The sequence below is a fragment of the Novosphingobium sp. BF6 genome (assembly GCF_058273105.1).
The window spans coordinates 2,568,997-2,593,195 of record NZ_CM177775.1; the positions used below are offsets into that span (position 1 = coordinate 2,568,997).

Here is a 24,199-nt window from a genome sequence, read left to right on the forward strand (position 1 = left end):
CCCCATCAGGCCCTGCCCTACATCAACGGCACCCTGATCCGCGCGATCAGCCCTCCACAGGGCGACGTCGCGAAGGACAGCTGCCCGCCGAACCGCATCATCAGCCTGTGAGCAGTAGGGATACCGAGGCCGAAGCCCGGAGTGTCGCGCGTGCGCGCTTCGTCGAGACGGAAGAACGGCGTAAGCACGTCTTCGAAATGGCTCGGCGGAATGCCGGGGCCGGTATCCTCCACGTCGATGAACCAGTCCGCCCCTTCATGGCGCAAGGCAACCTCCGCGCGCCCACCGAAGCGGATGGCGTTCTCGACCAGCGCGCCGGTCGCCAGCGCCAGCGGCTCGGGGAAACTCTCGACCACGGCCTTGCCCGCCCCCGTCAGCCGCGCCCGATCGTCGTAAGGCGCGATAACGCCCGCCACGAGTTCGCCGAGATCGACCTTCTCCGCGTCCGAGGAGAGGTGCTGGGCGCGCAGATAGCCTTGCAGGGAGGCCAGCAGCCCCTCCATCTCGTCGATACTGGACTGCATGATCTCGGAGATTTCCGGATCATCGATAAGGTCGGTGGCGATCTGCTGGCGCGAGAGCGGCGTTCGCAAGTCGTGGCTGATCGCTTCGAACGACCGAGCCTGGTCCTCCAGCAGTCGGGCGATGCGCTCCTGCATGACGTTCATCGAATGGGCGAGGTTGCGCAGATCCTCCGGCCCGCTCTCCCGAATCTCGACGCGCTGGCCGTGGCCGATGGCATCGGCGGCCTGGGTAAGGCGGCGCAGCGGATTGGTGAGGAGGCGCAGCAGGATCAGCCCGATGGCGATGCAGGCGAGCGCGGTGCAGAGCATGAGCACACTGGCCCGCAAGGCGATCGGCCACATCGAGGTGATGTCGCGCGAGCGGAAATTCAGCCACTTGCCGTCGGCAAGACGCACCGACCCCACGAGATCGCTCTTGCCGCCGGACGTATCGGCGGTCGCAAGATGGAGTGGACGGGAAGCGAGACCCGGTTCCCATTCGATCACCTGCCCGGCGATTCGGCGCAGCGATTCGGAATTGGCCATGCCCCGCACCGCCGGTTCGAGCGAAAATTCCGCCTTGAGATGGCCAGTCGTCATGATCGGGGCGGCAAGATTCGGCTGAAGCGCGTGGATACGGTCGCTGACAACGATCAGTTCGGCGATTCGCCGCGCATGGTCGGCGCGAATCGTCTGCCGGTCGATGGACTGGTAGAACAGGAGGCTACCGATCAGCTGCGCCACGCAAAGCGCAAGGAAAACGACCGCAGCCAGGACTGCCAGACGCGGAATACTGATTCGGGTCACATTTCCTCTCACGGGATGCCCGATTGTTATGCGTGATATGCCGGGGCGTCCTGCAAGAGCGCTCTCACCGGATGAGGCGTTCGTCAATGCGCTGCTTGCTTGGGAAACATTTTGACACTTGCGGAGATAACCGCAACACTCGCTTTCTTGAGCAGAGCGACTTTCCCGCTTCCGGTTTTCCGGAAGGAAGGAAGTGGCTCCCCGAGTAGATGTCACATTTCATCGTGTTGACCCGCTGTTTTCTGTCGTTTTCAGGTTTGCGTAATTGGGCGGATGCCCCCTGAAGTGCCCCCTCAGGGATCAGCAATTTGACCGGCACTTTTTTAATCTTGGCGATTCGCGAACGGGCGCTGCCGCTTCCATTCCTCAATTTCGGAAGACCACCAGCCGACTGCCTGGATGCCGATTCGGACTTGTTTCGGAAACGTCCCGCGGGCCATCGCCCGGTAGATCGTGGGCCTGCTCAACCCAGTTTCCTGCTCGACTTCCTTGCGCCGCATGAACCGGCCCATGCCCCCCTCGCTCACCAGGTGCGCTCCCGCGCTTGGAGTGGATGTCGGATAGGTGTTCATGCGCGCGCCCCGGCGATTGCGAGTGGTTGGGAGAGTCGAACGCCGGCGCTGTGCGCACTTTGCGTAGGCAGCGGTGCTGCGATGAGGTGGAAGTCGATCACGAGGACCTCGGGATTGTTCTCCCAGAGCTGGTCGCCCTTTGTGAGGGAGAGGTTCTTGTCCCAAGCCCGCGAGAATGCCGTGCGGTGGGTAAAGCCCTGGGCCTTGATCTCGTCGATCGTGATGGACTGAAGCGGCGCGCGGCCGATAAATGCGACCTGCAGGTGCTGGCGATGCCACACGCGCAGCAGCTCGCGCGCGAAACGGCGGCGGCCGAGCGTCGGCGCCGGTTCCGGCGTTTCGATATCGGTAACGAACGTCGGCCGCGCGCCGCGCAGCTCTGCCTGCACGGGAGACTTGTGCTCGAACTCGCGTGGCAGGTGGAAAGGCTCGCGGACCCACAGTAGATCACCCGGCCGGATGGCTTGGAGCCTTCCGACCGGGCGATAGAGGCGAGAGAGGCAACCATCGACGAGCCGCTCTATTTGCGGCTCGACGATCGTGAAGGGCTGGGATTTCACTCCGCTGCCTCCCTGCTTCCGCTCTGTTCGGATGCCCCGTTTTCGGGGCTTTGTGCGACACCGAAGGACAGCAGCGGATGGACCCAGCCCGCAGCTTGCGCGAGCACTCCGACCGTGGCGCCGGTCAGCACCTGGTCGTTGAGCTTGTTCCAGGAACGGAATTCTTCTTCGCCGACGTGCGGCTGGGCGAGGCCGAGCCGGTTCAACTTGGGGAAGAGGCTGACGAAGCGCGCGGTCGGCGACCAGTAGCGCCGCACTTCCTCTCCAGTAGCGGCGAAAAGTTCGGCAATGACATCGTGGGCACCGATGCGCCAACCTGGGGTGTTCGCCGATCGTAGCAGAGCGAACCCTGCCAGCACTGCACCGGCGCGACGCTTCGTTTTTTCCGGCGCGAAATAGAACGCCCTGAAGGCCTCCGCCGGATCCTCGATCGTCATGAACAGCTCAGCGCGGATCTTCTCGATCGCGGACAGCCACACCGTCTGTGCGGCAGTCTCTTCGAGGAGCGGCGCCACGAAATCTACCGGCTCAGCATCCTCCGCGCCGTTCCATTCGGAGGATAGGCCGCGCGCACCGACGTGGTTCGGCCGGACGCCCTTCTCCAACGCCATGCGAAGTTGCGCCCACACCAGGTAATCGCGGCCGATGGTACCGCCCTCATCAGCGTCATCGGCCAGGATCGCGCGGAGGACTTCGCGCCGGATCGAGCGCATGGCCTGCAACCCGTCGCCCGTCAGACCGTGGATATCCTTGACCGCGGCACGGGCCGCCTGGGCTGTAAAGTTTGCCGAGGTATCGAAGGCTTCTCCGGCCGCCACCGTCACTCCGATCGACGTCGTCACCTTCGCCGCCACCTTCTCTGGCGCGAGACTCCGTTCCGCCTCCCGCTTGGCCTTGCGGCTGGCCCACCAGAACCGAGACTCGGCCTTGCCGCCCTGGTCGACGACAAGGGTCACGACGATTTCACCGGATGGGAGGTCCAGGTCAGCGCCCCTCCCCGCAGTGCTTGGAAACACCTCGAGCGCGTTATCCGTGAAGCCTTGTGCCTTCGGCGGTTCGGCCACGAAGCGAAGATCCGCACGGCCAGTGCGCTGACGCAGATCCTTCCGCATGTAATCCAGCTTGCTCTCGGCGAGCTGACGCAACGTGCCCTCGTCCAGCACACGGCCTTGCTCCGGGCCTTCCGCAAATAGATCAAGCTCGATCCGTCCACCGGCGCGCCGATATTCTTCAGGATCGACGAAGCGCAGAAGGCGCTCGTTCTCCGCATCACCGATCTTCAGGTAGGCGCGGATTTTGCTCGGCGTGCGGTCATACGGCTGGAGGGCCGAGAAATGCTTCCATGCGGCGCGCTGGAGATCTGCATCTGCCGTCGCGGCAAAGGCCCTGATTTCCTCGCGGTCGATCTCCTGTGCGACATAGGCTTCGAAGATCTCTGGAACTAGCCTGCCGAGCCGAAGGTGCTGAGAGACCCAGATCGGACGCTGGCCCAAGTTCGTCGAGATCTGCTCGATCGAGGCGCCCTGCTCGTGAGCGCGCGCGATCGCCGCGTGCACCTCGTAGGGGCGAAGTCCGCGCCTCAGTAGGTTTTCAGCCAAGGAAAGCTCGGTGATTTCCGCCGGCGACAGATCGCGGATCACCACCGGGATTTCGTAATCCCGCGGCAGGCGGCCTGCGTCGATCAGCCGCGCGATTGCGCGTAAGCGGCGGCCGCCAGCGAGGACCCCGTATGGCGCGACCTCGCCGTCCGGAAGCGGATGCGCGAGCAACGGGAGCATGAGCCCGATTTCCAGGATCGACTGCTCGAGACCACTTGTCGCCTCTGCGTCTTCCTCATTCGTCCGCACGTTCAGCGGCGAAACAACCAGGTCGTCGATCGTGAGCATGGCCATCGTCATGACAGTGCACTCCGTTGAGCGGCGCTCTTCGCGCGCCGGGCGGCCTTGCGCCGCGAGTTGAGCTTGATCGGGAAGGCGAGTTGAGTGCCCTCGCCCGGATGAGCGGCATCGAGCGCTTGGCACTGGGCGCATTTGCAGCGCGTCGAGCGCGGTCGAGAGGTCACGATTGCACCTCCGTTTCGGTGCGCTCGTTGCGGCGACGGCGCAATTCGTCCAGGAGCTGGAGATCGTCGGCCGACATGGGGATGACGCGGGCGGCCGGGCGGCGGCGCAGCGCCTTCAGGAGGCGCATGATCACCGGCCCGCTCCCGACAGTGCCGCGATGAGCGCGGGCACCATGAAGCAGAGGCCCGTAGCGAGCAGCGCCGCCCACAAGCCGGCGAGCCGCTGCTCGGTCCGGATTGGCCGGCCGAGCTGGCTGCTGATCCACGAGGCCCCCCGCGTGAACATCAGTCGATCCCAAGCGCCGTCTTGTAGGTGTCGAGGAGCATGTCCATTTCGCGGCGATCGTCGGGCTTCATCTTCCGGATACGGAGGATCTGCCGCATGATCTTGACGTCATACCCGACGGCTTTGCCCTCGTTGAAGACGTCACGGACGTCGTCAGCGATGCCCTTCTTCTCTTCCTCCAAGCGCTCGATGCGCTCGATCAGCAGGCGGAGGCGATCGTCGGTGGTTTCAGCCATTGGTCGACGCCTTCGCGCTGGTCCGCGTGAAACCGAACAGGTTGCTCAGGTGTCGGAGGTCCTTCAGCATGAAGTCGAGGCGATCGTGAGCCAGCTGGAGCGCAAGTTCGGTTGCCACCAGCCTGACGCCGCTAGTCGCCGCGCCTTCTGTCAACCTGAGCAGCGCCGCAACGCATTCATCCGCCGCGTGGCAGGCAACGTCGACAACCTCGGAGGTTTGGGACGTGGTCGCCCCGCCCGTGCTCACGAGGGCGCGAAGCTCGCGACGGAAGGCTTCATCGTACAGAGTTTTCACGCGAACTCTCCCTGGAGCGAGTTGTCGGGCAGATGACGGGCAAGCCAGCCCGCGCCCGCGCGGCGATCGCTGCGGAGTGCGGCAGGCGTCGGCAGGTGGCGGGCGTGCATGATCTTTTCGAGGATGCCGAAGTGGCCGTAGACGACGTCATCGTCGAACGGGTCGAAGTCTGCCCCGGCGCGCATGGCGTACTCGGCGCAGAGCGGCGTTTCCTCGCAGTCGATCCAGGACTCGCCGGAGACGCGATCCCACCAGTCCTCGATCGTGAAAACGTGGCCCTCGTAAGTGCCGCTGGCGATGACGACGGTCTGTCCCGCGAGCGGGTGCGGCTTCCGATGCATGGTCACGCGAATTCTCCCTGTCGGGTGGATCGCACCTGGTCGTCGCCGAGACAGCCGGTGCAGAGATTCGAGGTTGCGCTCGTCCAGCGGCACGGGCCGGAGCTCGTCCGGCAGGCATCGAGCCAGGAGCAGCCGCAGTCGCGGCAGATGTGCGGCATGGGCAGCGAATTGCCCTCGCCCGCGTAATGCCGCAGGAACAGCAGCTCGTAGACGCTGGCGTCGAAAGCGAAGATCCGGCGCAGCAGGCTGGCTTCCAGCGGTGGCAGGCACGGCTCGTTTTCCTCGGCCGCGAAAAGCCGGTGTTCCAGCTTCAGGACGTCTGAGTCCGTGATCGGGCGGATCGGCCCGCCAAATGCCAGCAGCGCCGCGGCGACCTCAGCCACGTCCAGGCCCGCCGCGACGCGACGCTTCTGAAGGTAGGCTCCGGGCGACATGGGCATGGTTCACCGTTTCACTGGACAGCAGAAAGGCGCTTCGAAAGGCGTGCTGCCGATCGAGCGCGGGGAAACTTCGAGGTGTTGATGGAGGGTGCCTCTACCCCTCGATCGCTGGGGGTCCCGTCGCGCGAGGAACCCCCACCAGATCTTCCATCATCGACGGGCCGGTCAGACGGCCGCCGTTGGCCATCGCGGTCACGAAGACGCGGGCCGTCTGGTAGTCTTCCTGCGCGTCATCCAGGCGGATGAGCGCTTCGCGATAGTGCTCGCGCCCGGCGCCCGGCTGGGATGCCAGCACTAAAGCAGCATGCGCTTCGCTGCTTTCGACAATCAGCTCGGCGACGATGCGGCCAAGCCCGAGATTGTCGGCAGCGTGGAAAGTGCCCGCCTGGTCCAGGCGATAGGCGAAATGCTCCAGCAACGGCGCGCCGTCGCCGCCCGATCGGCGGAACAGCAGGTCGAGCTTGATCGCGCATTCGAGCGGGATCTCTTCGCGCCGGTCAGGATCGCCCCAGGCGCGCACGATGCTCGGCTTGCGCGGCGCGAGCTCGGCCGCCATCGCGGCCCAACCGCCCGGCACCGCGTCGGCAATGTCCTCAAGGGCGGCATGGAGCGAGAGTGGCGGGCGGCGCTTGGTCACAGCTCGCACCGCATAAAGGGCGCCCGGCGGCATCCGGTATGCTGCCGCCGGGCTATCGTCGGGCGTCCACCTACCGACGAATTGGAATGGGTACCGGCTCGCAGCAGCTGTTGGGACACTAAACTGGCGCGTTCAGCACTGCGGCTCAGCCAGAAGCGCGCGGCACGGGCGGCGCCGGCGGACGCCTGGTCTGCTGAAAAGCGGGCGCGCGATTGCAGCTTTGCAGTCGAGCGCGCACCGATATGTCCTGCCCCCATGGACGAGATCATGACTGTAGGCCTTGCACCGGGTCTTGGACGCCGGCGGCAGCGGGGGGGAGGGATGCTGCCGCCGACGATCCGCCCGCATGCTCATCGGGCATCTCGATGGGGTAAATGTCGGGCCGCAATTCGTGCCGCGAAACGCCGGTCAGCTCTTCGACTGCCAGGACATACTGCGGCGGAATCGCGCTGCCACGCTTCACCCAACCCGAAACGGCCTGCTGCGTAATGCCGAGAGCGCGCGCGAGAGAGCGCTGCGAACCTGCGCACTCAATCGCCTTCTCCAAGGCCACACGAGAGGATGAATCGGATAACACGCCATGTTGTTACAACACGCATTGTTGCAGGTCAACACCGAGACGGAAGTATCAGCATAACAGCATCAGTTGTACCCAGCAGGTAATGCTGATCCCTGAACGTCTCCGCGACCAGATGGCCGCCTGCGGTATGTCGCAGGCCGCTTTGGCGCGCCGAGTGGGAGTGAGTCAGCAGACGGTTGGGCGGCTTGTCACAGGCGAGGCATATAGCTCTCGCTATCTGCATAAGATCGCTCGCGAACTACATACCACGCCCGCATACCTCACCGGCGAGACTGATGATCCGGAGGCAGAGAGCCCGGATTTCGCAACCACTTCGGAAGAGCGCGAGATCATAGAACTTCTGCGGGCGTTGACCCCGGAAGAACGATCAGCTGCCTTGGTCCTGATCAGGTCTCTTGCCGTCAGTGCAAGGTCGCCGAAGGTGCATGGTTAGGGGCGTTGTTGCCGTGGGGGCGGGGTCAGTTTGGTAACGATATCGATTGCAATGCGCGGGGCCGTGTTGATGGCCGCATTTCTCGGCGCATCAGCGCTCAACGCTGAGTGCGGCATCGAAAGCTCGCAGGACCAGATCAGCGACGAGGCTTCCCGCATAATCTGGCGACAAAGCATGAAAAAAGTCGAAGCAGAAGCTGCGATCGACAAGGAAACCAGCCAGCTCTTGCTCGGGCGGCTCTTCGATCTCGAAACCGGCGAAAGGCTAAAGCTTAACGATAAGCTCCAACAGCAATACACCATAGATGCAAAGTACTTTGCGGAAGCTCTCCGTACGGAAGCCGCTGCTAGGCGCGCCAGCGCAGAAGCGATCTTCAGCCGCATCAAGCCGTGCGATCTGGAAGACGAGGACAAACACCGTGGCGGAAATTGATGGCGACGAAGGCGGGTTCGAAGGCGCAGACGTCGTTGCGGTCGTGACTCATGCGCTCACCAAGCAAGCTGCGGTGAACATCGAAGTGCTGAAAATCCTGCAGAAAATGGCTGATGGCGCGCGTTTGACGCAAGATGACGTAGAGGAACTGCGACTACGGATAGTTGAGATGCTGGATAAAGCGGAGGAATCAGCGACGCTCTTGCGCGGGAAGTTTGGCGTATGAGTTTGGACCAACGGCTGCGTGAAATCACTGCAACTCAGCAAGAACTGCGTGCTATGCAGGACGAGGCTCGTCACCGTGGCGGTGGTCCGAGTGGTGGCGGAGACAATCCTGGAGCTATGGACCATCGCGTCGTTCGCCTTGAAAGCCAATTCGAAAAGCTGCGCGAAGAATCGGTAGCGGTTCGCATTCAACTGGCTACGTTGACTGAGAAGGTTGCTCACCTTCCCGGCAAGGGCTTCATTGTCGGCGCCACCCTCAGCAGCCTCGCCGTCATGGCGGCGATCATAACCTTTGCCGAAAAGTTGCAAGCTCTCGTCCGCTAAGCGGGCGAGAAAGCGAAACTTTCGCTAGAGTTCTGGGGGCATCGCCGGGGGTATCGACCTTGTTCCCGCAGCCGGGAAATTTCCAAATAGCGCCATTTCGCGATCTGACCCGGGCGGAGGGTGTATCCGCCACAATCAGTTTTTTCTTGTGAGGACCAATATGAGCGACTTTGAACGTTTCGTGGAGCAACAAACCGCTCAAGGCAGTACGCCGGAACCCGATTGGAACAGGCAGAAGGAAAAATGGCTCGCCAGGGTTGATGAGCTTTATGGTCGGATTGAGCAGTATCTCGGGCGCTTCGTTGCGGAAGGCTCTATAAAGCTGGAGCGTAAAACGGTTGAGCTAAGGGAAGATTTCATCGGACGATATGCGATCGACCAATTGCGAATTCTTATCGGTAAGCAGGTCGTCACTTTGAAACCCGTCGGCACGTTGCTTATCGGCAGTGCTGGTCGGGTAGACGTGGAAGGTGCACGAGGCACCTCGCGTATCGTTCTAGTTCCTGAAGGGTCGGATGGTCCTAAAATCAACATTACGATGCGCACGTCGCCCCATGAACTGAATGTCGAAGAGCCGCTTCCGGAGCCGAATTGGACTTGGAGGTTGGTCGTGCCCGGCCCCCCGATGCGCTACATCGAACTCGATCTCGAAACCTTCCAAACTGCGCTGATGAATGTTGCCGGTGGCTGATCGGGTCCCGTTATCGAATCAGCAGCTCGGACTGCTGGGGGTGGTGGCTCAGCGAGACGATGTTCACGCTGGCCTCCAGCTACATCATTCACCCATCAACCCTCGTTACAATACGCGGTTCGCTACGTACGCACCTGATGCGGTCTCGCAGGAACTCGAGGTACGGGCAGAAGAAGTTGATCGACAAGCCATACTGAATTTGCTTGCTGCAATCGAGGCTGCCTTCTTTGTCGATTATCTCCAGCGAACAAATAGACGCGGCAAGGAACCTATATCACGAGCAATGAGGACTTTGTACCGGGAGAAGGGTGCTCGCGCCTCTTTGGACCGCGATATCCTCGAAACGTGGAAGGAAAATACCCTCGGTGCATCTCGCCTAATTTCTGAGATTAGAGCGGCGTTTAACTTAAGGCATTGGCTCGCTCACGGTCGATGGTGGGAGCCAAAGCTTGGACGACGCTACGACTTTTTCTCTATCGAAACCCTCGCCACAGAGGTGTTCAATTCGTTTCCATTTGAGAGTTGATAGATCGATGTCGTGGCGGAGATATCTCAGCTGTTTATGCCCGCAACGCGCGACGTTTGTGGGGTTGCAATGTTGAAGTTGACGATTGGTGCAGAAGACAAGGGCATGGACTGGCTAGATTGGTCGGCAAACGTCATCGGATCCCTTGCTTGGCCGATCGCTGCTCTCATTCTCGCGATCATGTTTCGAAGCCAGATAGCCGCCCTTCTAGCCAGAATCAGCGAACTCAACTGGGGGGACAAGTCTGCAAAGTTCGCCGCCAAATTGGATCAGATCGAGCAACGGGCGATCGCTAAACCCGAGGGAGAGAAGGCTCCGCCGAACGTCCCAAGCCAAACCACCAAGTTGGGCGATGTCACCTCTCTGCCATCACGCTTCGAGTTGTTGGTCCCGATCTCACCGGCGGCCGCTGTCCTGGAAGCGTGGAATTGGCTCGATACCCGGCTACGTCAACTCGCTGAAAACCACCGGGTGGTGTTTCAGACGAAGACCACCGCCATGCCCGTCGCAATAGCGCTTTACCGAGCTGGAGTGATCGACAAAGGGACTATGTCGCTAATTCAGGACTTGAATAAGCTGCGCAATGATGCGGCACATAACCAACCAGTGTCAGAAGTGGATGCATATCGTTTCAACGGGATTGCCCAAGGCCTCCTCAAGATCCTTGAGGCCAAGTAGGCCGTCTGGCGCCCTCGACACGTCCATCACAGCATCGCCCTGCCGCCAACAGGTGATGACGGGACGATTTGCATCCGTGCAAGGGATGTAAAATTTAGATTTTCTTGCTATGTTCTCCCCGGGGGACCTGGGGGCGAACAGGTGCGAACTGGAAACTCGACAATGACCGGCGAGGCTGCCTCGGGCGCCTCGCTCCGACTTCACCCTGCGATGACAAGCCGGCGGCTTCTCGTCCTCGACTTCGTCCGCAAATACATCCTGCGGTATGGCGGGAGCCCGTCCTATGGCGAGATCGCCAACGGCCTGGATATAAGCCCGACCCGCGCGCGCCAGTTGGTCCAGGCTCTCGTAAAGTCGGGGCAGCTGCTGCGCACGCCAGGCCCGCGCGGCCTGTCCCTTCCAGCGCTTCGGGACGAAGCCGTGAGGCAACTCCGTGAACTCGGTTGGCAGGTCTACGCCCCCTGCGCAGAATCGGCTCTGCCGAACGCCCCGATGCTCGATTACGTCCCGGATGAACAATCGGAGACTGCGGGGCAATGGGAACAGCAACGAGCCGACGCTCGAGGGAACGCCTGAAAGAACAGGCACGGGCGCACGACGACATCCACCGGAAATGGGCCGCGCGCCATCCTCTACGAGCCCGCGACGAGCGCCAGCTCCGCAAGTTCAACGCGACTGTTCGCAAGGATTTCGGGCACAAGGTCAACGGCACTCCCGAGACCTGTGCCCGCGCGTCCGTAACACGTCAGGGCGCCGTCGCCCGGTTGTTCGAGGCGGGCGACATCGATGCCGAGCAGCTGGCGGCTTCCCAATCGATCGCCCAGACCCACGCGCGGATCACCGGCGACGTCGCGATCAACACGGTCAGCTTCGAGACCCGCGTTGATCAGAGCGGCCACTTCGGTGACGCATTCTTCGAAAAACTCGGCAGCGTCCGCGCCGAGGTCGCCTACACCGGCTGGCGCCAGGCGCTGTCCCACCCTGCCCTCGTCCTGGCGGTGATCATCGGCGACGAAGGCATCAGCATAGTCGCCAAGCGGTTCGGCATGCGAAACTCGCGGGCGAAGAAGATCCTCATCGACGCGCTGGATCTCTGGCGCAGCTTCTCGATCGAGGCCTGCAAGTTCGTCGACGACGCGACGTTGGCGGCCGCGCAGGCCGGCATTCTCAGTTAGCGTTCGCCTCCTGCTGTTCACGGATCAAGCGCGCAACTAGTTCTTCATTCGAGCGGCGTTGTTCGTACTCGATACCCTTCCGCTCGAGACGGAGCTCCAAGTGACCCAAACCCTCGATCGATATCGGGTCGCCCACCGGCCTGCCCTCTAGGTCGGCCACAATTTGAAGGGCTCGCCTCGCCGCCCTCACAGCATGTTGGCGCACGACATCGCTGGCATAGTGCTCATCAAGTTGAATTTCCCAGAACGTGTCCACGAAAGCGCGGAGCTGCTCAACTTGAGACACAAACTCGAGAAATTCCCCAGTCCGATCCGCACCGAGAACTTTCCAGTCGATACTTTCGAGAGAGGACGGAGGCTCTGGCAGATTTCTGGCCAGGCACCCAGCCGCACCATGCGATTCGTCGAACCGCTCTGAGGCCATCACCAACGCATAAGCTTCGCGAGCGAAGTTCTTCAATGCGGCCGTCAGGTAGATTGTCGAGAGTCGGCGGTCTTCGCTTTTGCCCTTGGCATCTCTCCACCAGCTTAACGCTTGGGTAACTAGCGCAGACACGACGGACGAGCTTGCAACCAGCGTAACGATACCCGCCGTCGTAAATTCTACTTGGCCGCCCATTCAAACCGCTCCCATTTCGTGCAGACCCCCTGCGCAAATTCGACCCTGCCATTTCGTCACCTTACAAGGCAAATCCGACCCCGCGATAGCTGCGCCTACCCTTGATGGCTCAGCTGAATGGATCCCGAAAAGCCCGTCAGCCTTCCCCGGCCGGCGGGCTTTTTGCTTGCCCGGAGATTGCTCAAGTGAAGATGCGCAGCGAACATGCCAACGGTCGCCGGCCGCTCGGCTTTACCCCCATCGGCAACGCACGCATCGCCAAGGCACTTCAGGTCGCATTCGCCCGCGCGATCGCGCTGCACATGACGCCCCGCCTTGCCGACATCGAGGCGCGAGCCACAGTGGCACGCGCCCTGCCTCCTTTGCCCTTCGCGAAGCGTTACCGCCTGCCCAAGCCGTCCAGGTCCGACGATCCCAGCTACCGCAAGCCGATCGTCTTGAAGAGCCACAGGTCGTGCGCGGTCCCCGCGTAACGCGCCGGCTGAGCCTCGAGGCACAGCTCGACGAGCAGCAAAGCGAACTTGACCAGGTGCTGGCCGAAGTCCGCAGCGGCGTCCGTGATGCCCGTCATTACGACGAGCTCGAGGAGCGCACCCACTCCATCGCTGGCGGCCTCAAGTCCGCCTTCCGAACTTCCCGAGGAAAACGCTCGTGATCGATCTCGATAAGGCCCTGCAGATTGTCGGGGACGCGCATGACAATGCCACCATCACCGTCTCGGCTAGGTGGCTGAGACAGGCGATCATCGAGATCGGCAAAGGTCGCAAGTCTCAGCCGGTCGCGCTCCTCGATCTTCCGCCGGCGCCGAGCCGCTGACCCTTCCGACATCCAACAGCTGGAGAGCCTGATGTCCATCCGCACCCCCAAGACTGACCAGGCGGCAACCGTGCTGCTGCAACGGTTCGCCCAGCTGCTGGCGTCGATCGACCTGCTCGAGAATGCCCGCAACGACGCCATCGCTGCGGCGAACGCCGAGGCGGACAAGAGCCTGGCACCACTCATCAAGGAGTGCGACGAGATCCGCTCGAAGCTTGAGCCATGGTGGAAGCAGGCCACTGCCGCCCTCACCGGCGGCAAGCGCAAGTCCGTCCAGCTTGGCGGCTGCATGGTCGGCACCCGCACCGGCCGCGCCAGCGTCGCGATAGACGGCGACGAGGCGGCGATCGTCGCCAAGCTCCAGAAACGGACTTGGGCGGAGGGCCTGCTTCGGGTGACGACGAAGCTCGACAAGACCGCGATCCTCAAGGCGATAGCCGGTGAGCACGGCAAGAAGCTCAAGGCCCTCGGCCTGTCGAAGAGCGACGGCACCGAGACGTTCTTCGTCGAACGCGCCGAACAGGACGGCACCGTCGCCGCCGTCGCCTGATGAAAGCCTCCGAAGTCGAGCAGGCCGCCGAGCTCATCACTGCTCGGGAGACCGTCGAGTTCCTGATTGCGACGGCCACCCTATCGATCGACGGCGCGCCGCTGGCGCATTCGTTCCGGGTCTTCGTCGGCGACGTCCCGGTGGGCGGCGTACTCCTCAAGGCGCTCCATGCCGAGCTGCTGGTCGGGCTGCGAGCGCGTAAGGACGAGATCGACGCCGAATTGCACGAGCTCGGCGTCGACATAGGCTGATGCCTACCCAGAACCCACGGTTCCGCCCGCCGGGCTGGCGAGAGCCGCAGCCTTGGGAACGCCCCCTGCTCCATCGTGACCAGCGCAAGCGCGGCCGCGCCGGGCAGCGCGATCGGGAGCAGGTCCGCCGTGAGGAGCCCTTCTGCCGGCGCTGCCTTGAGGACGGCAAGTACGTCGCCACGAACGTCGTCGACCACATCGTGCCGCTCGCCGAGGGCGGCAGCGACGACCGAGAGAACAAACAGGGCCTCTGTGACCCGTGCCACGACGCGAAAACCCGCGACGAGGCGCGACGAGGCCGATCCCGTTCAGGATCGCCAAGCGAAACCTGAACCGGGAGGGGGAGGGGGCGGATCTGGAGCCGATTTGGCCGGACACCGACGCCCTCCCCAAATTTTCACGCGGGCAAATTCAAAGGGTAAAAAGTTACGCGGCTTCGGCCTCGCAGCCGGTACCCCCAGCTTCAGATGGAGGTGCCGGTGTCGAGAGGTGGATCCCGACCTGGTGCCGGTCGGCCGCGCAAAGCCCCGGAGCTGAAAGCCCTCGCCGGCACCGATCGCCCCGATCGCGAACTTGCGGTGGGAGAGGAGCCGAAAGAGGGCGATATGATTTGCCCACTGCACCTTTCCGACCTGGCGCGACTGCACTTCGAGTCGATCGCGCTGATCCTGGAAGAGCAGAAACGCTCAAGCCCGCATTATGCCGAACACGTGGCGCTGCTCGCGCAGCGGCTTGAGCAGATCCAGCGCTACCAAGCGGTGATCGAGGTCGAGGGCGACACCTTCACGTCTGAATCGGCGAAGAAGGTGAACGGCAAGATGGTAGTGACCCGGATGGTGCGAGCTCGACCGGAAGTTGCGATGCTGAACGAAGCCATGCGCCATGCCCAATCACTTCTTGGCGAACTTATGCTGACCCCGGCGGCCGCCCTGCGGATCGCCAATGGGAAGCCACCGGAAGCCGGCGACTTCGACGGCTTCTAATGTGGAGGAGCGCGATTACGCGGCGATCGCCCGCCAGTACGCCGGCGACATTGTCTCCGGTAAAATCCCGGCCTGCAAGTCCGTCCTGCTGCAATGCACCCGGTTCCTGGATGACCTGAACGCCCAGGACTCCGACGAATTCCCCTATCGGTTCGACGAGGATAAAGCCGCTCGCCCGTGCAAGTTCATCGAGTTGCTCCCGCACTCGAAGGGAAAATGGGCCAGTAAAAAGCTTAGGCTGCGGCTGGAGCCTTGGCAGGTATGGATAATTGCCTGCACGTTCGGCTGGTTGCGAAAGCGCGACGGGTTGCGCCGGTTTCGGCGGTTATTCGTGGTGGTCCCACGTAAGAACGGCAAGTCGGCACTGGCCGCAGGCATCGGCCTGTACATGTTCTGTGCCGATAACGAGTTCGGCGCAGAGGTCTATTCCGGCGCCACCAACGAAAAGCAGGCCTGGGAAGTCTTCAGCCCCGCCCGCCTCATGGCGCTGCGCACACCGGCATTGCTGAAACGCTTCGCCATTACCGTGAACGCCAAGAATCTGATGCGCGTCGATGACGCCTCCAAGTTCGAGACCATCATCGGTGATCCTGGCGACGGGCAGTCGCCCAGTTGCTCGATCCACGACGAGTACCACGAGCACGGCGACGACGGGCAGGTCGATACCATGCTGACTGGCATGGGCGCACGCGATCAGCCCTTGCAGGTGCTCATCACGACGGCGGGCTATAACCTCGCCGGACCTTGCTACGCGGCAATTCTCGACGAGCAGAAGAAGCTAGCCGGCATCGGCCATAATGGTGGGCCACCGCTCGACGACGAGACCTTCTTCGTCGAGTACACGATAGACAAGGATGACGACTGGAAGTCGGCGGACGCCCTTCGCAAGGCCAATCCGAACTACGACATTTCGGTCACCGAGGACTTCCTAAAGGCCCGGCAGCGCGACGCCGTCTCCACCCCGCGCAAGGCTGGCGTCTTCAAGACCAAGCACCTCAACCTGTGGGTTTCGGCGAAAGCCGCATTCTATGACGTTGAGGCCTGGCGGAAATGCGCACGGACAAAGATCCCCGCGGATCCACGGGAAGCCCTCAAGCTCGATTGGCTTCAGGGCCGACGCGTCATCCTCGGGCTTGACCTGGCATCGAAGGTCGACATCGCTGCTTTGGAGTATCTCTTCCTCCCGAACGGGGAGAAGGCAACCAAGGAAGATCCGTACATTCGGATCGGCCGGTACTTCCTGCCGACTGACACCGTGTCCGACGTTCCTGCCTACCAAGGGTGGGATGCGCAGGGCCTCCTCGATGTCACCGAGGGGAATATCGTCGATTACGACGAGATCGAGCTGGCGATCGAAGAGGCCACCAGCTGCTTCCAGGTCGAGCATGTGCCTTACGACCCGTTCCAGGCAACACAGCTCTCCACGCGCCTCCAAAAGAAGGGCGTGCCGATGATCGAGTATCGGCCGGTGGTGCTCAACTTCAGCGAGCCGATGAAGGAGCTGGATGCGCTCATACGCTCCCAGCGACTGATCCACGGCGGCGACCCCGTGATGGAGTGGGAAATCTCCAACGTGGTCGGCGCCCCCGACAAGAAAGACAACGTCTACCCCAACAAGCCGGAGGGGCAGGCACACCTCAAGATCGACAACCCGGTCGCGCTGATGAGCGCGCTCGGCGTCGCCATGGGCGGGAAGGAACCAGAGGAAGAGCCGAGCTCGCCCTGGGACGACCCCAATTTCAGTATGAACGGGGAGAACGAACCGTGATGTCGCCCGACGACTACATCCACCGGTCGGCGGCGCAGCGCGCAAGCGAAGTCCGTTCGATCGAGGATCCCACCCATCGCCTGAGCGAGAACCCCGAGGCGCTCCTGGCAATGCTGGGTGCCCTCGACAGCAGGAGCGCTCTGCCGCCGGTGTCGATCGACGCCGCGCTGGGCGTTCCTGCTGTCATGTGCGCCGTCGGTTTCTTGTCGCGCGCTCTCGCCAGCCTGCCCCTGCAAGCCTTCGAGGGAGGCAACGGCGGCGAAAAGGTCGACGATGGCCTGGCCATGCTGCTCAACGAGGCTCCGAACGAGGAGACATCGAGCTTCGAGTGGCGCCGGCACATGTGGCAACAGGTGTTCACCGGCGGCCGCGGTATGAGCTGGATCGAGCGCGCGGGCGTCCGTCCCGTCGCGATCTGGCCACTCGATCCGAAGGAAACCTCGATCCAGCGTCGGAATGGACGCAAGATCTTCATCTCCGAGGGCCGCGAGTATCCGGCGCGCGACATCATCGACGTGTCGTTCATGCCGAAATCCGACCTGGTCGGGCACTACAGCCCGATCTTCCTGGCTCGAAAGGCGATCTCGCTCGCCATCGCCATGAACGATTTCGCGGGCAGCTTCTTCGCCAGCGGGGGCGTTCCTCCGCTTTCGTTGGAAGGGCCGCTCCCACAGGGCATTGACGCATTCAAGCGCGCGCAGGCGGATATTCAGCGCGCCATCGACCATGCCAAGAGGACGAACGCGCCCTTCTTCGGCATGCCACCCGGTCACGCGCTGAAGCCGATCGGCATCGAGCCTGCAAACGGCCAGATGATCGAGCAGCGGCTCTTTCAGATCCAGGAGATCGCCCGGATCTGGGGCCTGCCACCTGTCTTCCTTCAGGATCTGTCCAAAGGCACCTTCTCCAACACGGAGCAGCAGGACCTCCAGCTGGTGAAGCATGTGATCGGCCAGTGGGCGAAGGCGTTCGAAGACGAGCTCAACCTGAAGCTGTTCGGCCAGCGCCAGCGCAGCCGCAAGGCGAAGCACAACCTCGACGGCATGCAGCGCGGCGCCTTCAAGGATCGGATCGAGGGCATCGCCCGGGCAATCCAGACTGCCCAGATGACCCCAGATGAAGCCCGCGCGCTCGAGAACCGGCCGCCAGACCCCTCCGGCGCTGGCGCAAAACTCTACATCCAGGGCGCGACCGTCGAGCTGGGAACTTCGCCCGGCCAGGGCCACAACGGCGGCCCGCCGCTCAACGACAACGAGGAGAACGGCGGCGATGCCGGCGACGACGACCAAACCGAAAACTGACGAGCGCGAGTTCCGCGCCCTCACCGAAGGCCTCGAGCTCCGCTCCGCGACCGCCGCTGGCGAGGTGCGTACGGCCACCGGCTATGCCGTGCTGTACAATCAGGACGCGAGCGTCGCCGGGTACTGGATCGAAACGATCGCGCCCGGTGCATTCGACAAGTCCCTCCAGGAGCGCGACGTGCTGGCGGTGCACAGCCACGACACCGGGCGCGTTCTCGGTCGCAAGGATGCCGGCACGTTGACCCTGCGGTCGGATAGCAAGGGCCTCGCATTCGAAAACCCGCTTCCCGACACAAGCGACGGTCGCGATCTCGCTGTGCAGATCGATCGCGGTGATATTCCTGGCATGTCGTTCGGGTTCCGCTCGCTGAAGGAGGAGTGGGACGACACGCAGGATCCGCCGAAGCGGACAATTCTCGAGGGTGAGCTCTACGAGATCACCTACAGCCCGATGCCCGTCTACAAGCAGACGGAAGTCGGCCTGCGATCGCTCGACGCGGCCCGCCAGGAGCGCCGCGCGCACAACCGCGCCGGGGCGACCGGCCGGATCGCTGCCAAGCGCATGAAGCTGGCGCAGTCCGAACGGAAAATCTGAGTTCCCGGCCAAGCCGGAGGTGGCGAAAGCACCCGCTTCTCGCCCTGATCGCCCCGCCAGCGCGGGGCTTTTTCATTCCAGGAGCATGAGATGACCATTCTCACCCAGTATTACGAGGAGCGGGGCCAGCTCGTCACGGAGGCGCGCGACCTCCTTGGCCAGGCCGAAAAGGAAACCGACACCACCAAGGCGGCCGAGCTCGAGCAGCGCCATGACCAGGTGATGGGCAAGGTCGATGCGCTCGACCTGAAGATCAAGCGCGAAGAGCGAACTGCCGCGGCCGAAAATGCCGAAGAAGAACGCCGCTCGCGCAATCGCCCGGGCCGCAGCAACGTCGACCATCGCGGCCAGGAGGGTGGCGAAGGCGAGGAGCGCTCGGCCGAGCAGCTGCAGACCGAATATCGCGACGCTTTCTACGCGGTCATGGCGGAAGGCGGCGACGTCAGCGCTGTATCCCCCGAGCAGCGATCGCTCCTGCGGCGCGGCTACGTCGAGAACCGTACGCAGACCGCGGGCTCCCCCGCGGCCGGCGGCTACACCGTTCCCACCACCCTCGCGAACCACATCGTCGAGACCATGCGCGATTGGGGTCCGATGTATGACCCGGGCATCACCGATGAAATGGTGACGAGCTCGGGCAACCCGTTCGATATCCCCACGAACGACGACACCGCCAACACGTCCGAAGCAAAGGACGAGGGCGACGATCTGACCGATGACAACAGCGGCGATCTCGAATTCGGCGAAGCCAACCTGAGCGCCTATGTGTTCGCCACCCCCTGGCTGAAGATCAGCTTCGAGCTCCTCCAGGACTCCGCCTTCAACATCGAGCAGTTCGTCGGTCGCAAGCTTGGCGAACGTCTCGGGCGGGGCGCCAACAAGTTGCTGACCATCGGCACCGGCGTCAATCAGCCGCGTGGAATCATCACCGCTTCCGCGCGCGGCAAGTTGGCAGCTGCAGTCGCAGCGCTGACGGCCGAGGAACTGATCGACCTGCAGCACTCGGTCAACGCGGCGTATCGTCGTAGTCCGTCCTGCCGCTGGATGTTCGCCGACACCACTCTGGCAGCGATCCGCAAACTGAAGGATGGCGAAGGCCGCTTCCTGTGGACCATGGGCGACGTGCGCGTCGATGCCCCCGATCAGATCCTCGGCAAGCCTTATTCGGTCAACGACGACGTCCCCGAGATCGGCGCCGGCGCTCGTTCGGTCCTGTTCGGCGACATGAGCCGTTACACCGTGCGCAAGGTCGGCTCGCCGCTGATCGGCACCGTGCGCGAGCGCTTCTGGCCCAAGGTCGGTCTGGCCGGCATCATCCGTTACGATGGTGACCTCCTGGACGCCGCTGCGGTCAAGCACCTGCAGCAGGCCGCAGCCTGATCAAGATCCGGGCGGGGTCACTCCCGCCCGGGCCTTTTCCTGACGCCGGTGCGCCGGTGGCACGGAAAGGCAAGTTCCAGGAGCTCACCATGAAAATCAGAATGATCGCAGGCCTTTCGGGGCCAAAGGTTTCGCTCGCCCCCGGCGACGTCAGGGACTTTCCGAACGAGAAGGAGGCGCAGCGCTTGATCGACGCCAAGTTCGCCGAGCTCGTCGTCGAGGACGCGACGGCATCCACGGCGATCGACGAGACGCCGGCGGAACGCGTCGCTCGTCTCGAGGCAGAACTGGCGGATGCCAAGGCCGCGCACGACGCCGTGTCCGAAACGACTGAACGTGCGGAGCCCGATGCGGCACCGGCTGCGCCGGTCGCAGCCGAGACGCCCGCCGCCAAAACCGCCGCAAGCAAGGCCACCCAGGCCAAGCCCGCCGCCTCGAAGGCCTGATCATGTGGCAGTCACCGGTCATCGTTACGCCGCCGGCGGCCGAGCCGGTGACGCTCGACCAGGCGAAGGAGTTTCTGCGCGTCGATGATGCCGACGACACCTTCGATACCGAGATCGGGCTTCAGCTCGCCGGTGCCCGCAATCACATCGAGTCCGTTACCGGCACCAGGCTGATCAGCCAGGTAGTCGATGTGCAGGCGGACAACTTCGAAGATCTCGCTCTGATCAAGGTCGGGCCGATCGTCACGATCGACGAGATTACGTACCTCGATCGCAACGGCGCCGAGCATACGCTCGCGGCCGAGGCGTACGAGCTTACCGGCGCCGGCCTAGAGCGCGGTGCCCGGCCGGCCCCTTCCAAGCGATGGCCGGTTGCGTCCACCGCCGGCGGCGCGATCACCGTCCGCGTCACGGTCGGCTACGGTGATGACGGTGACGCCATTCCCCAGGCCGTTCGCCTGGCGATCCTGCTGAAACTGCGCGCGCTGTTCGAAGACAGCTCGGCCGACATCGACTATCTACTCGTGAACGATCGGATCTGGCTGTGACCAAGGTCACCAAGCGCACCACGCGAATCTCGATCGAGCGCGCAGCGGTCGCCCAGGACGACTATGGCGAGGAAATCGCTAGCTGGGCGCCGATCGCCCGGCCGTGGGCCGCCATGTTCTACGGAACCGGCCAGGAGCGGCGTCAAGCGGCCGCCGAAATGGGCCAGCAGTCCATCACGCTCAACGTCCTTGCTTCCGCCCTCACCCGTGCTGTCACCCTGAAGGACCGGATCGTCGTCGGCGCCGAGACCTGGGACATCGTCGGCATCTCGCCGATCGGCCGCCGGGAGATCGACTTTACCGCCGTGAGGTCGCAATGAGCTTCGAACGGGACCTGCGCACCCGCCTCATCGATGACGCCGCGATCGGCGCGCGGGTCGGAACCTCCGTCTATTGGCGGATCCGGCCGCAGAACGGGCCGATCCCGGCGATCGTCCTCACCATCATCTCGGATCCGCGCCCACAGCACCTCGAGGGCTTCCACGCGCTGCGCGACACGCGGATCCAGCTCGACTGTTATGGTCGCTCCTACGACGAGACGGTCGCGCTCCGCGAAGACGTCGTCACCGCGATCGCGCCGTACGCGCGCGTCGGCGACACCCGGTTCGACCATACCGAAATCGAAAACGTGCTCGACCGCGGCGACGATACCGCCACCGCCTTCCAGCACTGCCACGCCATCGATGCCACGATCTGGCACGGAAAGGAGTAACCCATGCCCATTTCTGAAGTGACCACCGGTCACGGCTCTCAGCTGCACCTCAATCCCAGCGGCGTCCTGACCAAGGTCGCAGAGGTCGACGACATCCCCGAGCTACCCTCTTTCACCACCACGCTGTACGAGGTCTCGAGCTTCGACACCGAGGAGGCGAAGGAGTTCAAGAAGCAGCCGCTGAAGGAAGGCGTCGAATACACGATCGCCGGCAACTTCGTGCTCGGCTCGCCCTCGACCACCCTGCTCGATGCCGCCGAGGCGAACAACGAGCCGATCCCGTACGAGATCCACCTGCCGCAGGGCGAGGACACCTACGTCGTGAGCGGCACCGCGCTGTTCTACAACCTCAAGTACCTGAACGTCGCGAACGAAAAGCGGAAGTTCAACATCACCATGAAGCCGACTTCCAAAGCGGCGCGTGAGAAGGAGACGCCGTAATGGTCGCTCCGGTCGACGCGAAGAGCGTCATCACGGTCGACGGTGAGGAATTCACTTTCCGCCTCGGCTTCCGCGCGATCGCCCTGGGCGAGCACCTGGGCGTAGACCTGTTCGCCGAAAAGGGCATCGACTTCACGATCTCGAAGATCGCGCTCCTGGTGAAGTGCCTGACGGTCGCCGATCACCCCGAGCTTACCGAGGAAGACGGGCTGGCGATCGCCTTCCGCTATGGCATCGAGAACATGGCGCCGCTGATCCTCGATCTGCTGAACCGCTTCGGCGGCCGGGCCGAAGAGCCGAGTGCCGAGGGAAAGGCAAAGCCGGCAGCGAAGCGGACGAGGAAGCCGACAACGGCCCTGTAACCACCGAGCGTTTCTTCGTCATGTGGTGCCAGTCCGGCTTCGATCCCGACAGCTTCTGGCATCAGACGCCCCTGCACTTCCAGCTCGCCATGCGCGGCGTGCGCAAACGCCTGACGGCCGCCGCCGAAGCGAGTCTCCGAGAGGCTTGGTGGGGCGGGGCTTTTGCGGGCCTTACCCAGTCGAAGGGCGGCCTGAAACCGCTCGATCACTATCTGCGCAAGAACAGCGATCGCCGTATGGCGCCGGACGCGATGCTCGCCGCCTTCCAGTCCATGGAAGCGCGCGGTGCCCCGATGTCGATCCGGAAATTCACCCGCGCAGAACTGGAGGCGAGGAATCGCGATGGCTGACGAAGCAATCTCGCTCGACGGTTTCGCCGACCTGGACGCGGCCCTGTCCGCACTGGCCGACGAGGCGCTCGAGCGACAGACGCTCATCAATGCCGGCATGCGCGCGCTTCAGCCCGTCCAGGCCGAAGCGCGCCGCCTGGTTCCGGTCCATGAGGGTAAGCTGCGCGATTCCTTGCTCATCGCCACCAACGGCCTGACCCGCGATGCCGCCCGGGACGAGATCATCGACAAGGGAGCGGTGCGGATCTTCTTCGGCACGGCAAACCGCAACGGCGTGCCACGCGAGTTCGGCACGTTCCGCTCGGTCGCCAAGCCTTTTGCCCGACCGGCATGGGATGCGAACGTCGACAGCATGCTGGATACCCTCGCGGCCGAAATTGGTCCGGGCGTGGAGGCGGCCGCCGAACGCCTCTCGAAACGGCGCGGCCGCAAGGGCTGATCAGGCGTCGAGGCCCTTTTCGACCAAGCGGCGGATCGCTTCGGACACCGTTACGCCTTCCGCCTCGGCGAAGGCCTCTAGCCGTCCTTTCAGCCCCTCATCGAACCGAACACCTATCCGGGGCGAGTGCCCCGTTGCCGGACGGCCGCGACGTTTCTGTGGGACACTTATTGACGACATATTTTCTGTGTGCCATAAAGTTCGGGCTGGAGCAAGGTAGCCGCCTTGTCCCAGCCCTAACCATCAACATGGAGAGACCCATGTATCAGGCTGCGGCCGCTTCTAGCATTCCACACCTTCCCGCCAACCCGTTCCGTCGTCTGATCGAGCGCCTGACCGGCGATCGCCAGCTGGCGGCCGACTGCACGACGGAAATCAGCCTGGTCCAGCGCCGACTTGTTGCCTTGCGCGGATCCGCTCCGACCTGGCACCCGCTGCACCTTCGGCGCACCGTCAGCCGGACAGTCGTAGAACCTCTGCGCTCCATCCTGCCCCAGCTGCGCGGTTCCGCCGCGCGTCAGGTGGCAGAGGCGATGGCCGTACTGGTGGGCACGGGCGACATCTCGATCGAGGACCTCGACCGCGCCGCGCTGCTCCTTGTCGGCCCTGCCGGGGAACGCCGCGGTGCATAGCGGCACCGCAATCGCGGTCGGCAGTAGCGTCGCACCGGCCCTCGATATGGCGCGCCAGCATCAGGCCGCGCTCGATCAGCTCGAGGAGCTGCTTTCCGGCGCCAATCGACCGACCATGGACGATGCGGCCGCCGCCGTAATCATGCTTGGCGCGCAGTTCCAGCTGCTCGTCCAGGAACTCGAGAAACTGACCTGACCGCCTA

Annotated in this window: 42 protein-coding genes; 29 read left to right on the plus strand and 13 right to left on the minus strand. The window is 63.4% G+C overall.

All coding sequences use genetic code 11. The annotated features are described in order from the left end of the window. Positions 1-17: 17 nt before the first annotated feature. The 11 genes from AC4D6D_RS12550 to AC4D6D_RS12600 all read right to left on the minus strand — a co-directional run bounded on the left by AC4D6D_RS12550 (position 18) and on the right by AC4D6D_RS12600 (position 7,316). The gene (locus AC4D6D_RS12550) at positions 18-1,310 is read right to left on the minus strand and encodes an ATP-binding protein (protein WP_491325554.1); all 1,293 of its coding nucleotides are present in this window, start codon (positions 1,308-1,310) and stop codon (positions 18-20) included. 323 nt (positions 1,311-1,633) lie between these two features. Next, a complete protein-coding gene (locus tag AC4D6D_RS12555; protein ID WP_491325555.1) occupies positions 1,634-1,882 on the minus strand; it encodes a helix-turn-helix transcriptional regulator in 249 nt (82 codons plus the stop codon). Further along, positions 1,879-2,442 (minus strand): hypothetical protein, encoded by a 564-nt coding sequence (locus AC4D6D_RS12560; RefSeq protein WP_491325556.1) that lies wholly within the window; start codon positions 2,440-2,442, stop codon positions 1,879-1,881. Before AC4D6D_RS12560 ends, AC4D6D_RS12555 begins: the two co-directional genes overlap by 4 nt. Beyond that, the gene (locus tag AC4D6D_RS12565; RefSeq protein WP_491325557.1) at positions 2,439-4,340 is read right to left on the minus strand and encodes a ParB/RepB/Spo0J family partition protein; all 1,902 of its coding nucleotides are present in this window, start codon (positions 4,338-4,340) and stop codon (positions 2,439-2,441) included. The genes AC4D6D_RS12560 and AC4D6D_RS12565 overlap by 4 nt, the downstream gene beginning before the upstream one ends. A 160-nt stretch (positions 4,341-4,500) precedes the next feature. After that, positions 4,501-4,638, minus strand: coding sequence for a hypothetical protein (locus tag AC4D6D_RS12570; RefSeq protein ID WP_491325558.1), 138 nt, complete (start codon positions 4,636-4,638; stop codon positions 4,501-4,503). 151 nt (positions 4,639-4,789) lie between these two features. Further along, the gene (locus AC4D6D_RS12575; RefSeq protein ID WP_491325559.1) at positions 4,790-5,026 is read right to left on the minus strand and encodes a DUF2312 domain-containing protein; all 237 of its coding nucleotides are present in this window, start codon (positions 5,024-5,026) and stop codon (positions 4,790-4,792) included. After that, the gene (locus AC4D6D_RS12580; protein WP_491325560.1) at positions 5,019-5,321 is read right to left on the minus strand and encodes a hypothetical protein; all 303 of its coding nucleotides are present in this window, start codon (positions 5,319-5,321) and stop codon (positions 5,019-5,021) included. Before AC4D6D_RS12580 ends, AC4D6D_RS12575 begins: the two co-directional genes overlap by 8 nt. Beyond that, on the minus strand, positions 5,318-5,668 hold the full coding sequence (locus AC4D6D_RS12585) for a hypothetical protein (protein WP_491325561.1): 351 nt from the start codon (positions 5,666-5,668) through the stop codon (positions 5,318-5,320). The genes AC4D6D_RS12580 and AC4D6D_RS12585 overlap by 4 nt, the downstream gene beginning before the upstream one ends. Continuing rightward, positions 5,665-6,096, minus strand: coding sequence for a hypothetical protein (locus AC4D6D_RS12590; protein ID WP_491325562.1), 432 nt, complete (start codon positions 6,094-6,096; stop codon positions 5,665-5,667). Before AC4D6D_RS12590 ends, AC4D6D_RS12585 begins: the two co-directional genes overlap by 4 nt. Positions 6,097-6,196: 100 nt before the next feature. Next, entirely contained in the window at positions 6,197-6,739 is a 543-nt protein-coding gene (locus AC4D6D_RS12595) for a hypothetical protein (protein ID WP_491325563.1), read from the minus strand. 265 nt (positions 6,740-7,004) lie between these two features. After that, positions 7,005-7,316, minus strand: a complete 312-nt coding sequence (locus tag AC4D6D_RS12600; protein ID WP_491325564.1) for a transcriptional regulator — start codon at positions 7,314-7,316, stop codon at positions 7,005-7,007. Positions 7,317-7,446: 130 nt separating this feature from the next. Between AC4D6D_RS12600 and AC4D6D_RS12605 the strand changes: the two genes are divergently transcribed. From AC4D6D_RS12605 to AC4D6D_RS12640, 8 genes are all read left to right on the plus strand, one after another. Next, positions 7,447-7,752, plus strand: a complete 306-nt coding sequence (locus AC4D6D_RS12605) for a helix-turn-helix domain-containing protein (RefSeq protein ID WP_491327245.1) — start codon at positions 7,447-7,449, stop codon at positions 7,750-7,752. 69 nt (positions 7,753-7,821) lie between these two features. Continuing rightward, complete coding sequence (locus AC4D6D_RS12610) at positions 7,822-8,184, plus strand: hypothetical protein (RefSeq protein ID WP_491325565.1); 363 nt, start codon at positions 7,822-7,824, stop codon at positions 8,182-8,184. Then, positions 8,171-8,410 (plus strand): hypothetical protein, encoded by a 240-nt coding sequence (locus tag AC4D6D_RS12615; RefSeq protein ID WP_491325566.1) that lies wholly within the window; start codon positions 8,171-8,173, stop codon positions 8,408-8,410. The genes AC4D6D_RS12610 and AC4D6D_RS12615 overlap by 14 nt, the downstream gene beginning before the upstream one ends. A 2-nt stretch (positions 8,411-8,412) precedes the next feature. After that, positions 8,413-8,733, plus strand: coding sequence for a hypothetical protein (locus AC4D6D_RS12620; protein WP_491325567.1), 321 nt, complete (start codon positions 8,413-8,415; stop codon positions 8,731-8,733). A 160-nt stretch (positions 8,734-8,893) separates the two neighbouring features. Next, complete coding sequence (locus AC4D6D_RS12625; protein WP_491325568.1) at positions 8,894-9,424, plus strand: hypothetical protein; 531 nt, start codon at positions 8,894-8,896, stop codon at positions 9,422-9,424. A 595-nt stretch (positions 9,425-10,019) separates the two neighbouring features. Then, positions 10,020-10,628, plus strand: a complete 609-nt coding sequence (locus AC4D6D_RS12630; RefSeq protein ID WP_491325569.1) for a hypothetical protein — start codon at positions 10,020-10,022, stop codon at positions 10,626-10,628. A 162-nt stretch (positions 10,629-10,790) separates the two neighbouring features. Beyond that, positions 10,791-11,204 (plus strand): LexA family protein, encoded by a 414-nt coding sequence (locus AC4D6D_RS12635; RefSeq protein WP_491325570.1) that lies wholly within the window; start codon positions 10,791-10,793, stop codon positions 11,202-11,204. Continuing rightward, positions 11,165-11,803 carry a hypothetical protein gene (locus AC4D6D_RS12640; RefSeq protein WP_491325571.1) on the plus strand — a complete coding sequence of 213 codons (639 nt, stop codon included), beginning with the start codon at positions 11,165-11,167 and terminating at the stop codon, positions 11,801-11,803. Before AC4D6D_RS12635 ends, AC4D6D_RS12640 begins: the two co-directional genes overlap by 40 nt. Here AC4D6D_RS12640 and AC4D6D_RS12645 read toward each other — a convergent pair. Then, the gene (locus tag AC4D6D_RS12645) at positions 11,796-12,422 is read right to left on the minus strand and encodes a hypothetical protein (protein WP_491325572.1); all 627 of its coding nucleotides are present in this window, start codon (positions 12,420-12,422) and stop codon (positions 11,796-11,798) included. The genes AC4D6D_RS12640 and AC4D6D_RS12645 overlap by 8 nt on opposite strands. Before the next feature lie 185 nt (positions 12,423-12,607). On the opposite strand from AC4D6D_RS12645, the gene AC4D6D_RS12650 reads away from it, so the two are divergent. From AC4D6D_RS12650 to AC4D6D_RS12740, 19 genes are all read left to right on the plus strand, one after another. Next, positions 12,608-12,895: a hypothetical protein gene (locus AC4D6D_RS12650; protein ID WP_491325573.1), complete on the plus strand. Its 288-nt coding sequence runs from the start codon at positions 12,608-12,610 to the stop codon at positions 12,893-12,895. Beyond that, complete coding sequence (locus AC4D6D_RS12655) at positions 12,877-13,077, plus strand: hypothetical protein (protein ID WP_491325574.1); 201 nt, start codon at positions 12,877-12,879, stop codon at positions 13,075-13,077. Before AC4D6D_RS12650 ends, AC4D6D_RS12655 begins: the two co-directional genes overlap by 19 nt. Then, a complete protein-coding gene (locus AC4D6D_RS12660) occupies positions 13,074-13,238 on the plus strand; it encodes a hypothetical protein (protein ID WP_491325575.1) in 165 nt (54 codons plus the stop codon). Before AC4D6D_RS12655 ends, AC4D6D_RS12660 begins: the two co-directional genes overlap by 4 nt. Positions 13,239-13,269: 31 nt before the next feature. Next, complete coding sequence (locus tag AC4D6D_RS12665; RefSeq protein WP_491325576.1) at positions 13,270-13,788, plus strand: host-nuclease inhibitor Gam family protein; 519 nt, start codon at positions 13,270-13,272, stop codon at positions 13,786-13,788. Next, positions 13,788-14,039 carry a hypothetical protein gene (locus tag AC4D6D_RS12670; RefSeq protein WP_491325577.1) on the plus strand — a complete coding sequence of 84 codons (252 nt, stop codon included), beginning with the start codon at positions 13,788-13,790 and terminating at the stop codon, positions 14,037-14,039. Before AC4D6D_RS12665 ends, AC4D6D_RS12670 begins: the two co-directional genes overlap by 1 nt. After that, positions 14,039-14,371, plus strand: a complete 333-nt coding sequence (locus AC4D6D_RS12675) for an HNH endonuclease (RefSeq protein WP_491325578.1) — start codon at positions 14,039-14,041, stop codon at positions 14,369-14,371. Before AC4D6D_RS12670 ends, AC4D6D_RS12675 begins: the two co-directional genes overlap by 1 nt. A gap of 135 nt (positions 14,372-14,506) precedes the next feature. Beyond that, the gene (locus AC4D6D_RS12680; protein ID WP_491325579.1) at positions 14,507-15,022 is read left to right on the plus strand and encodes a P27 family phage terminase small subunit; all 516 of its coding nucleotides are present in this window, start codon (positions 14,507-14,509) and stop codon (positions 15,020-15,022) included. Between the two features lies 1 nt (position 15,023). Beyond that, complete coding sequence (locus AC4D6D_RS12685; RefSeq protein ID WP_491325580.1) at positions 15,024-16,790, plus strand: terminase large subunit; 1,767 nt, start codon at positions 15,024-15,026, stop codon at positions 16,788-16,790. Beyond that, entirely contained in the window at positions 16,790-18,091 is a 1,302-nt protein-coding gene (locus AC4D6D_RS12690; RefSeq protein WP_491325581.1) for a phage portal protein, read from the plus strand. The genes AC4D6D_RS12685 and AC4D6D_RS12690 overlap by 1 nt, the downstream gene beginning before the upstream one ends. Next, a complete protein-coding gene (locus AC4D6D_RS12695) occupies positions 18,060-18,686 on the plus strand; it encodes an HK97 family phage prohead protease (RefSeq protein ID WP_491325582.1) in 627 nt (208 codons plus the stop codon). Before AC4D6D_RS12690 ends, AC4D6D_RS12695 begins: the two co-directional genes overlap by 32 nt. 90 nt (positions 18,687-18,776) lie before the next feature. Beyond that, positions 18,777-20,066 carry a phage major capsid protein gene (locus AC4D6D_RS12700; protein ID WP_491325583.1) on the plus strand — a complete coding sequence of 430 codons (1,290 nt, stop codon included), beginning with the start codon at positions 18,777-18,779 and terminating at the stop codon, positions 20,064-20,066. Positions 20,067-20,155: 89 nt separating this feature from the next. Beyond that, positions 20,156-20,512, plus strand: coding sequence for a hypothetical protein (locus tag AC4D6D_RS12705; protein ID WP_491325584.1), 357 nt, complete (start codon positions 20,156-20,158; stop codon positions 20,510-20,512). A gap of 2 nt (positions 20,513-20,514) precedes the next feature. Continuing rightward, positions 20,515-21,060: a head-tail connector protein gene (locus AC4D6D_RS12710; protein ID WP_491325585.1), complete on the plus strand. Its 546-nt coding sequence runs from the start codon at positions 20,515-20,517 to the stop codon at positions 21,058-21,060. Then, positions 21,057-21,380: a phage head completion protein gene (locus AC4D6D_RS12715; RefSeq protein ID WP_491325586.1), complete on the plus strand. Its 324-nt coding sequence runs from the start codon at positions 21,057-21,059 to the stop codon at positions 21,378-21,380. Before AC4D6D_RS12710 ends, AC4D6D_RS12715 begins: the two co-directional genes overlap by 4 nt. Continuing rightward, positions 21,377-21,772, plus strand: a complete 396-nt coding sequence (gene gp17 / locus AC4D6D_RS12720) for a tail completion protein gp17 (RefSeq protein WP_491325587.1) — start codon at positions 21,377-21,379, stop codon at positions 21,770-21,772. The genes AC4D6D_RS12715 and gp17 overlap by 4 nt, the downstream gene beginning before the upstream one ends. A 3-nt stretch (positions 21,773-21,775) precedes the next feature. After that, a complete protein-coding gene (locus AC4D6D_RS12725; RefSeq protein ID WP_491325588.1) occupies positions 21,776-22,213 on the plus strand; it encodes a hypothetical protein in 438 nt (145 codons plus the stop codon). Next, complete coding sequence (locus tag AC4D6D_RS12730) at positions 22,213-22,575, plus strand: hypothetical protein (RefSeq protein WP_491325589.1); 363 nt, start codon at positions 22,213-22,215, stop codon at positions 22,573-22,575. Before AC4D6D_RS12725 ends, AC4D6D_RS12730 begins: the two co-directional genes overlap by 1 nt. A gap of 20 nt (positions 22,576-22,595) precedes the next feature. Then, positions 22,596-22,925 (plus strand): hypothetical protein, encoded by a 330-nt coding sequence (locus AC4D6D_RS12735; protein ID WP_491325590.1) that lies wholly within the window; start codon positions 22,596-22,598, stop codon positions 22,923-22,925. Next, positions 22,918-23,364, plus strand: coding sequence for a hypothetical protein (locus tag AC4D6D_RS12740; protein WP_491325591.1), 447 nt, complete (start codon positions 22,918-22,920; stop codon positions 23,362-23,364). The genes AC4D6D_RS12735 and AC4D6D_RS12740 overlap by 8 nt, the downstream gene beginning before the upstream one ends. Here the strand turns inward: AC4D6D_RS12740 and AC4D6D_RS12745 are convergent, their stop codons facing one another. Next, entirely contained in the window at positions 23,365-23,544 is a 180-nt protein-coding gene (locus AC4D6D_RS12745; RefSeq protein WP_491325592.1) for a ribbon-helix-helix protein, CopG family, read from the minus strand. An 80-nt stretch (positions 23,545-23,624) separates the two neighbouring features. Between AC4D6D_RS12745 and AC4D6D_RS12750 the strand changes: the two genes are divergently transcribed. Further along, positions 23,625-23,996: a hypothetical protein gene (locus AC4D6D_RS12750; protein ID WP_491325593.1), complete on the plus strand. Its 372-nt coding sequence runs from the start codon at positions 23,625-23,627 to the stop codon at positions 23,994-23,996. Continuing rightward, positions 23,989-24,192, plus strand: coding sequence for a hypothetical protein (locus AC4D6D_RS12755; RefSeq protein ID WP_491325594.1), 204 nt, complete (start codon positions 23,989-23,991; stop codon positions 24,190-24,192). Before AC4D6D_RS12750 ends, AC4D6D_RS12755 begins: the two co-directional genes overlap by 8 nt. The last annotated feature ends 7 nt before the right edge of the window (positions 24,193-24,199 follow it).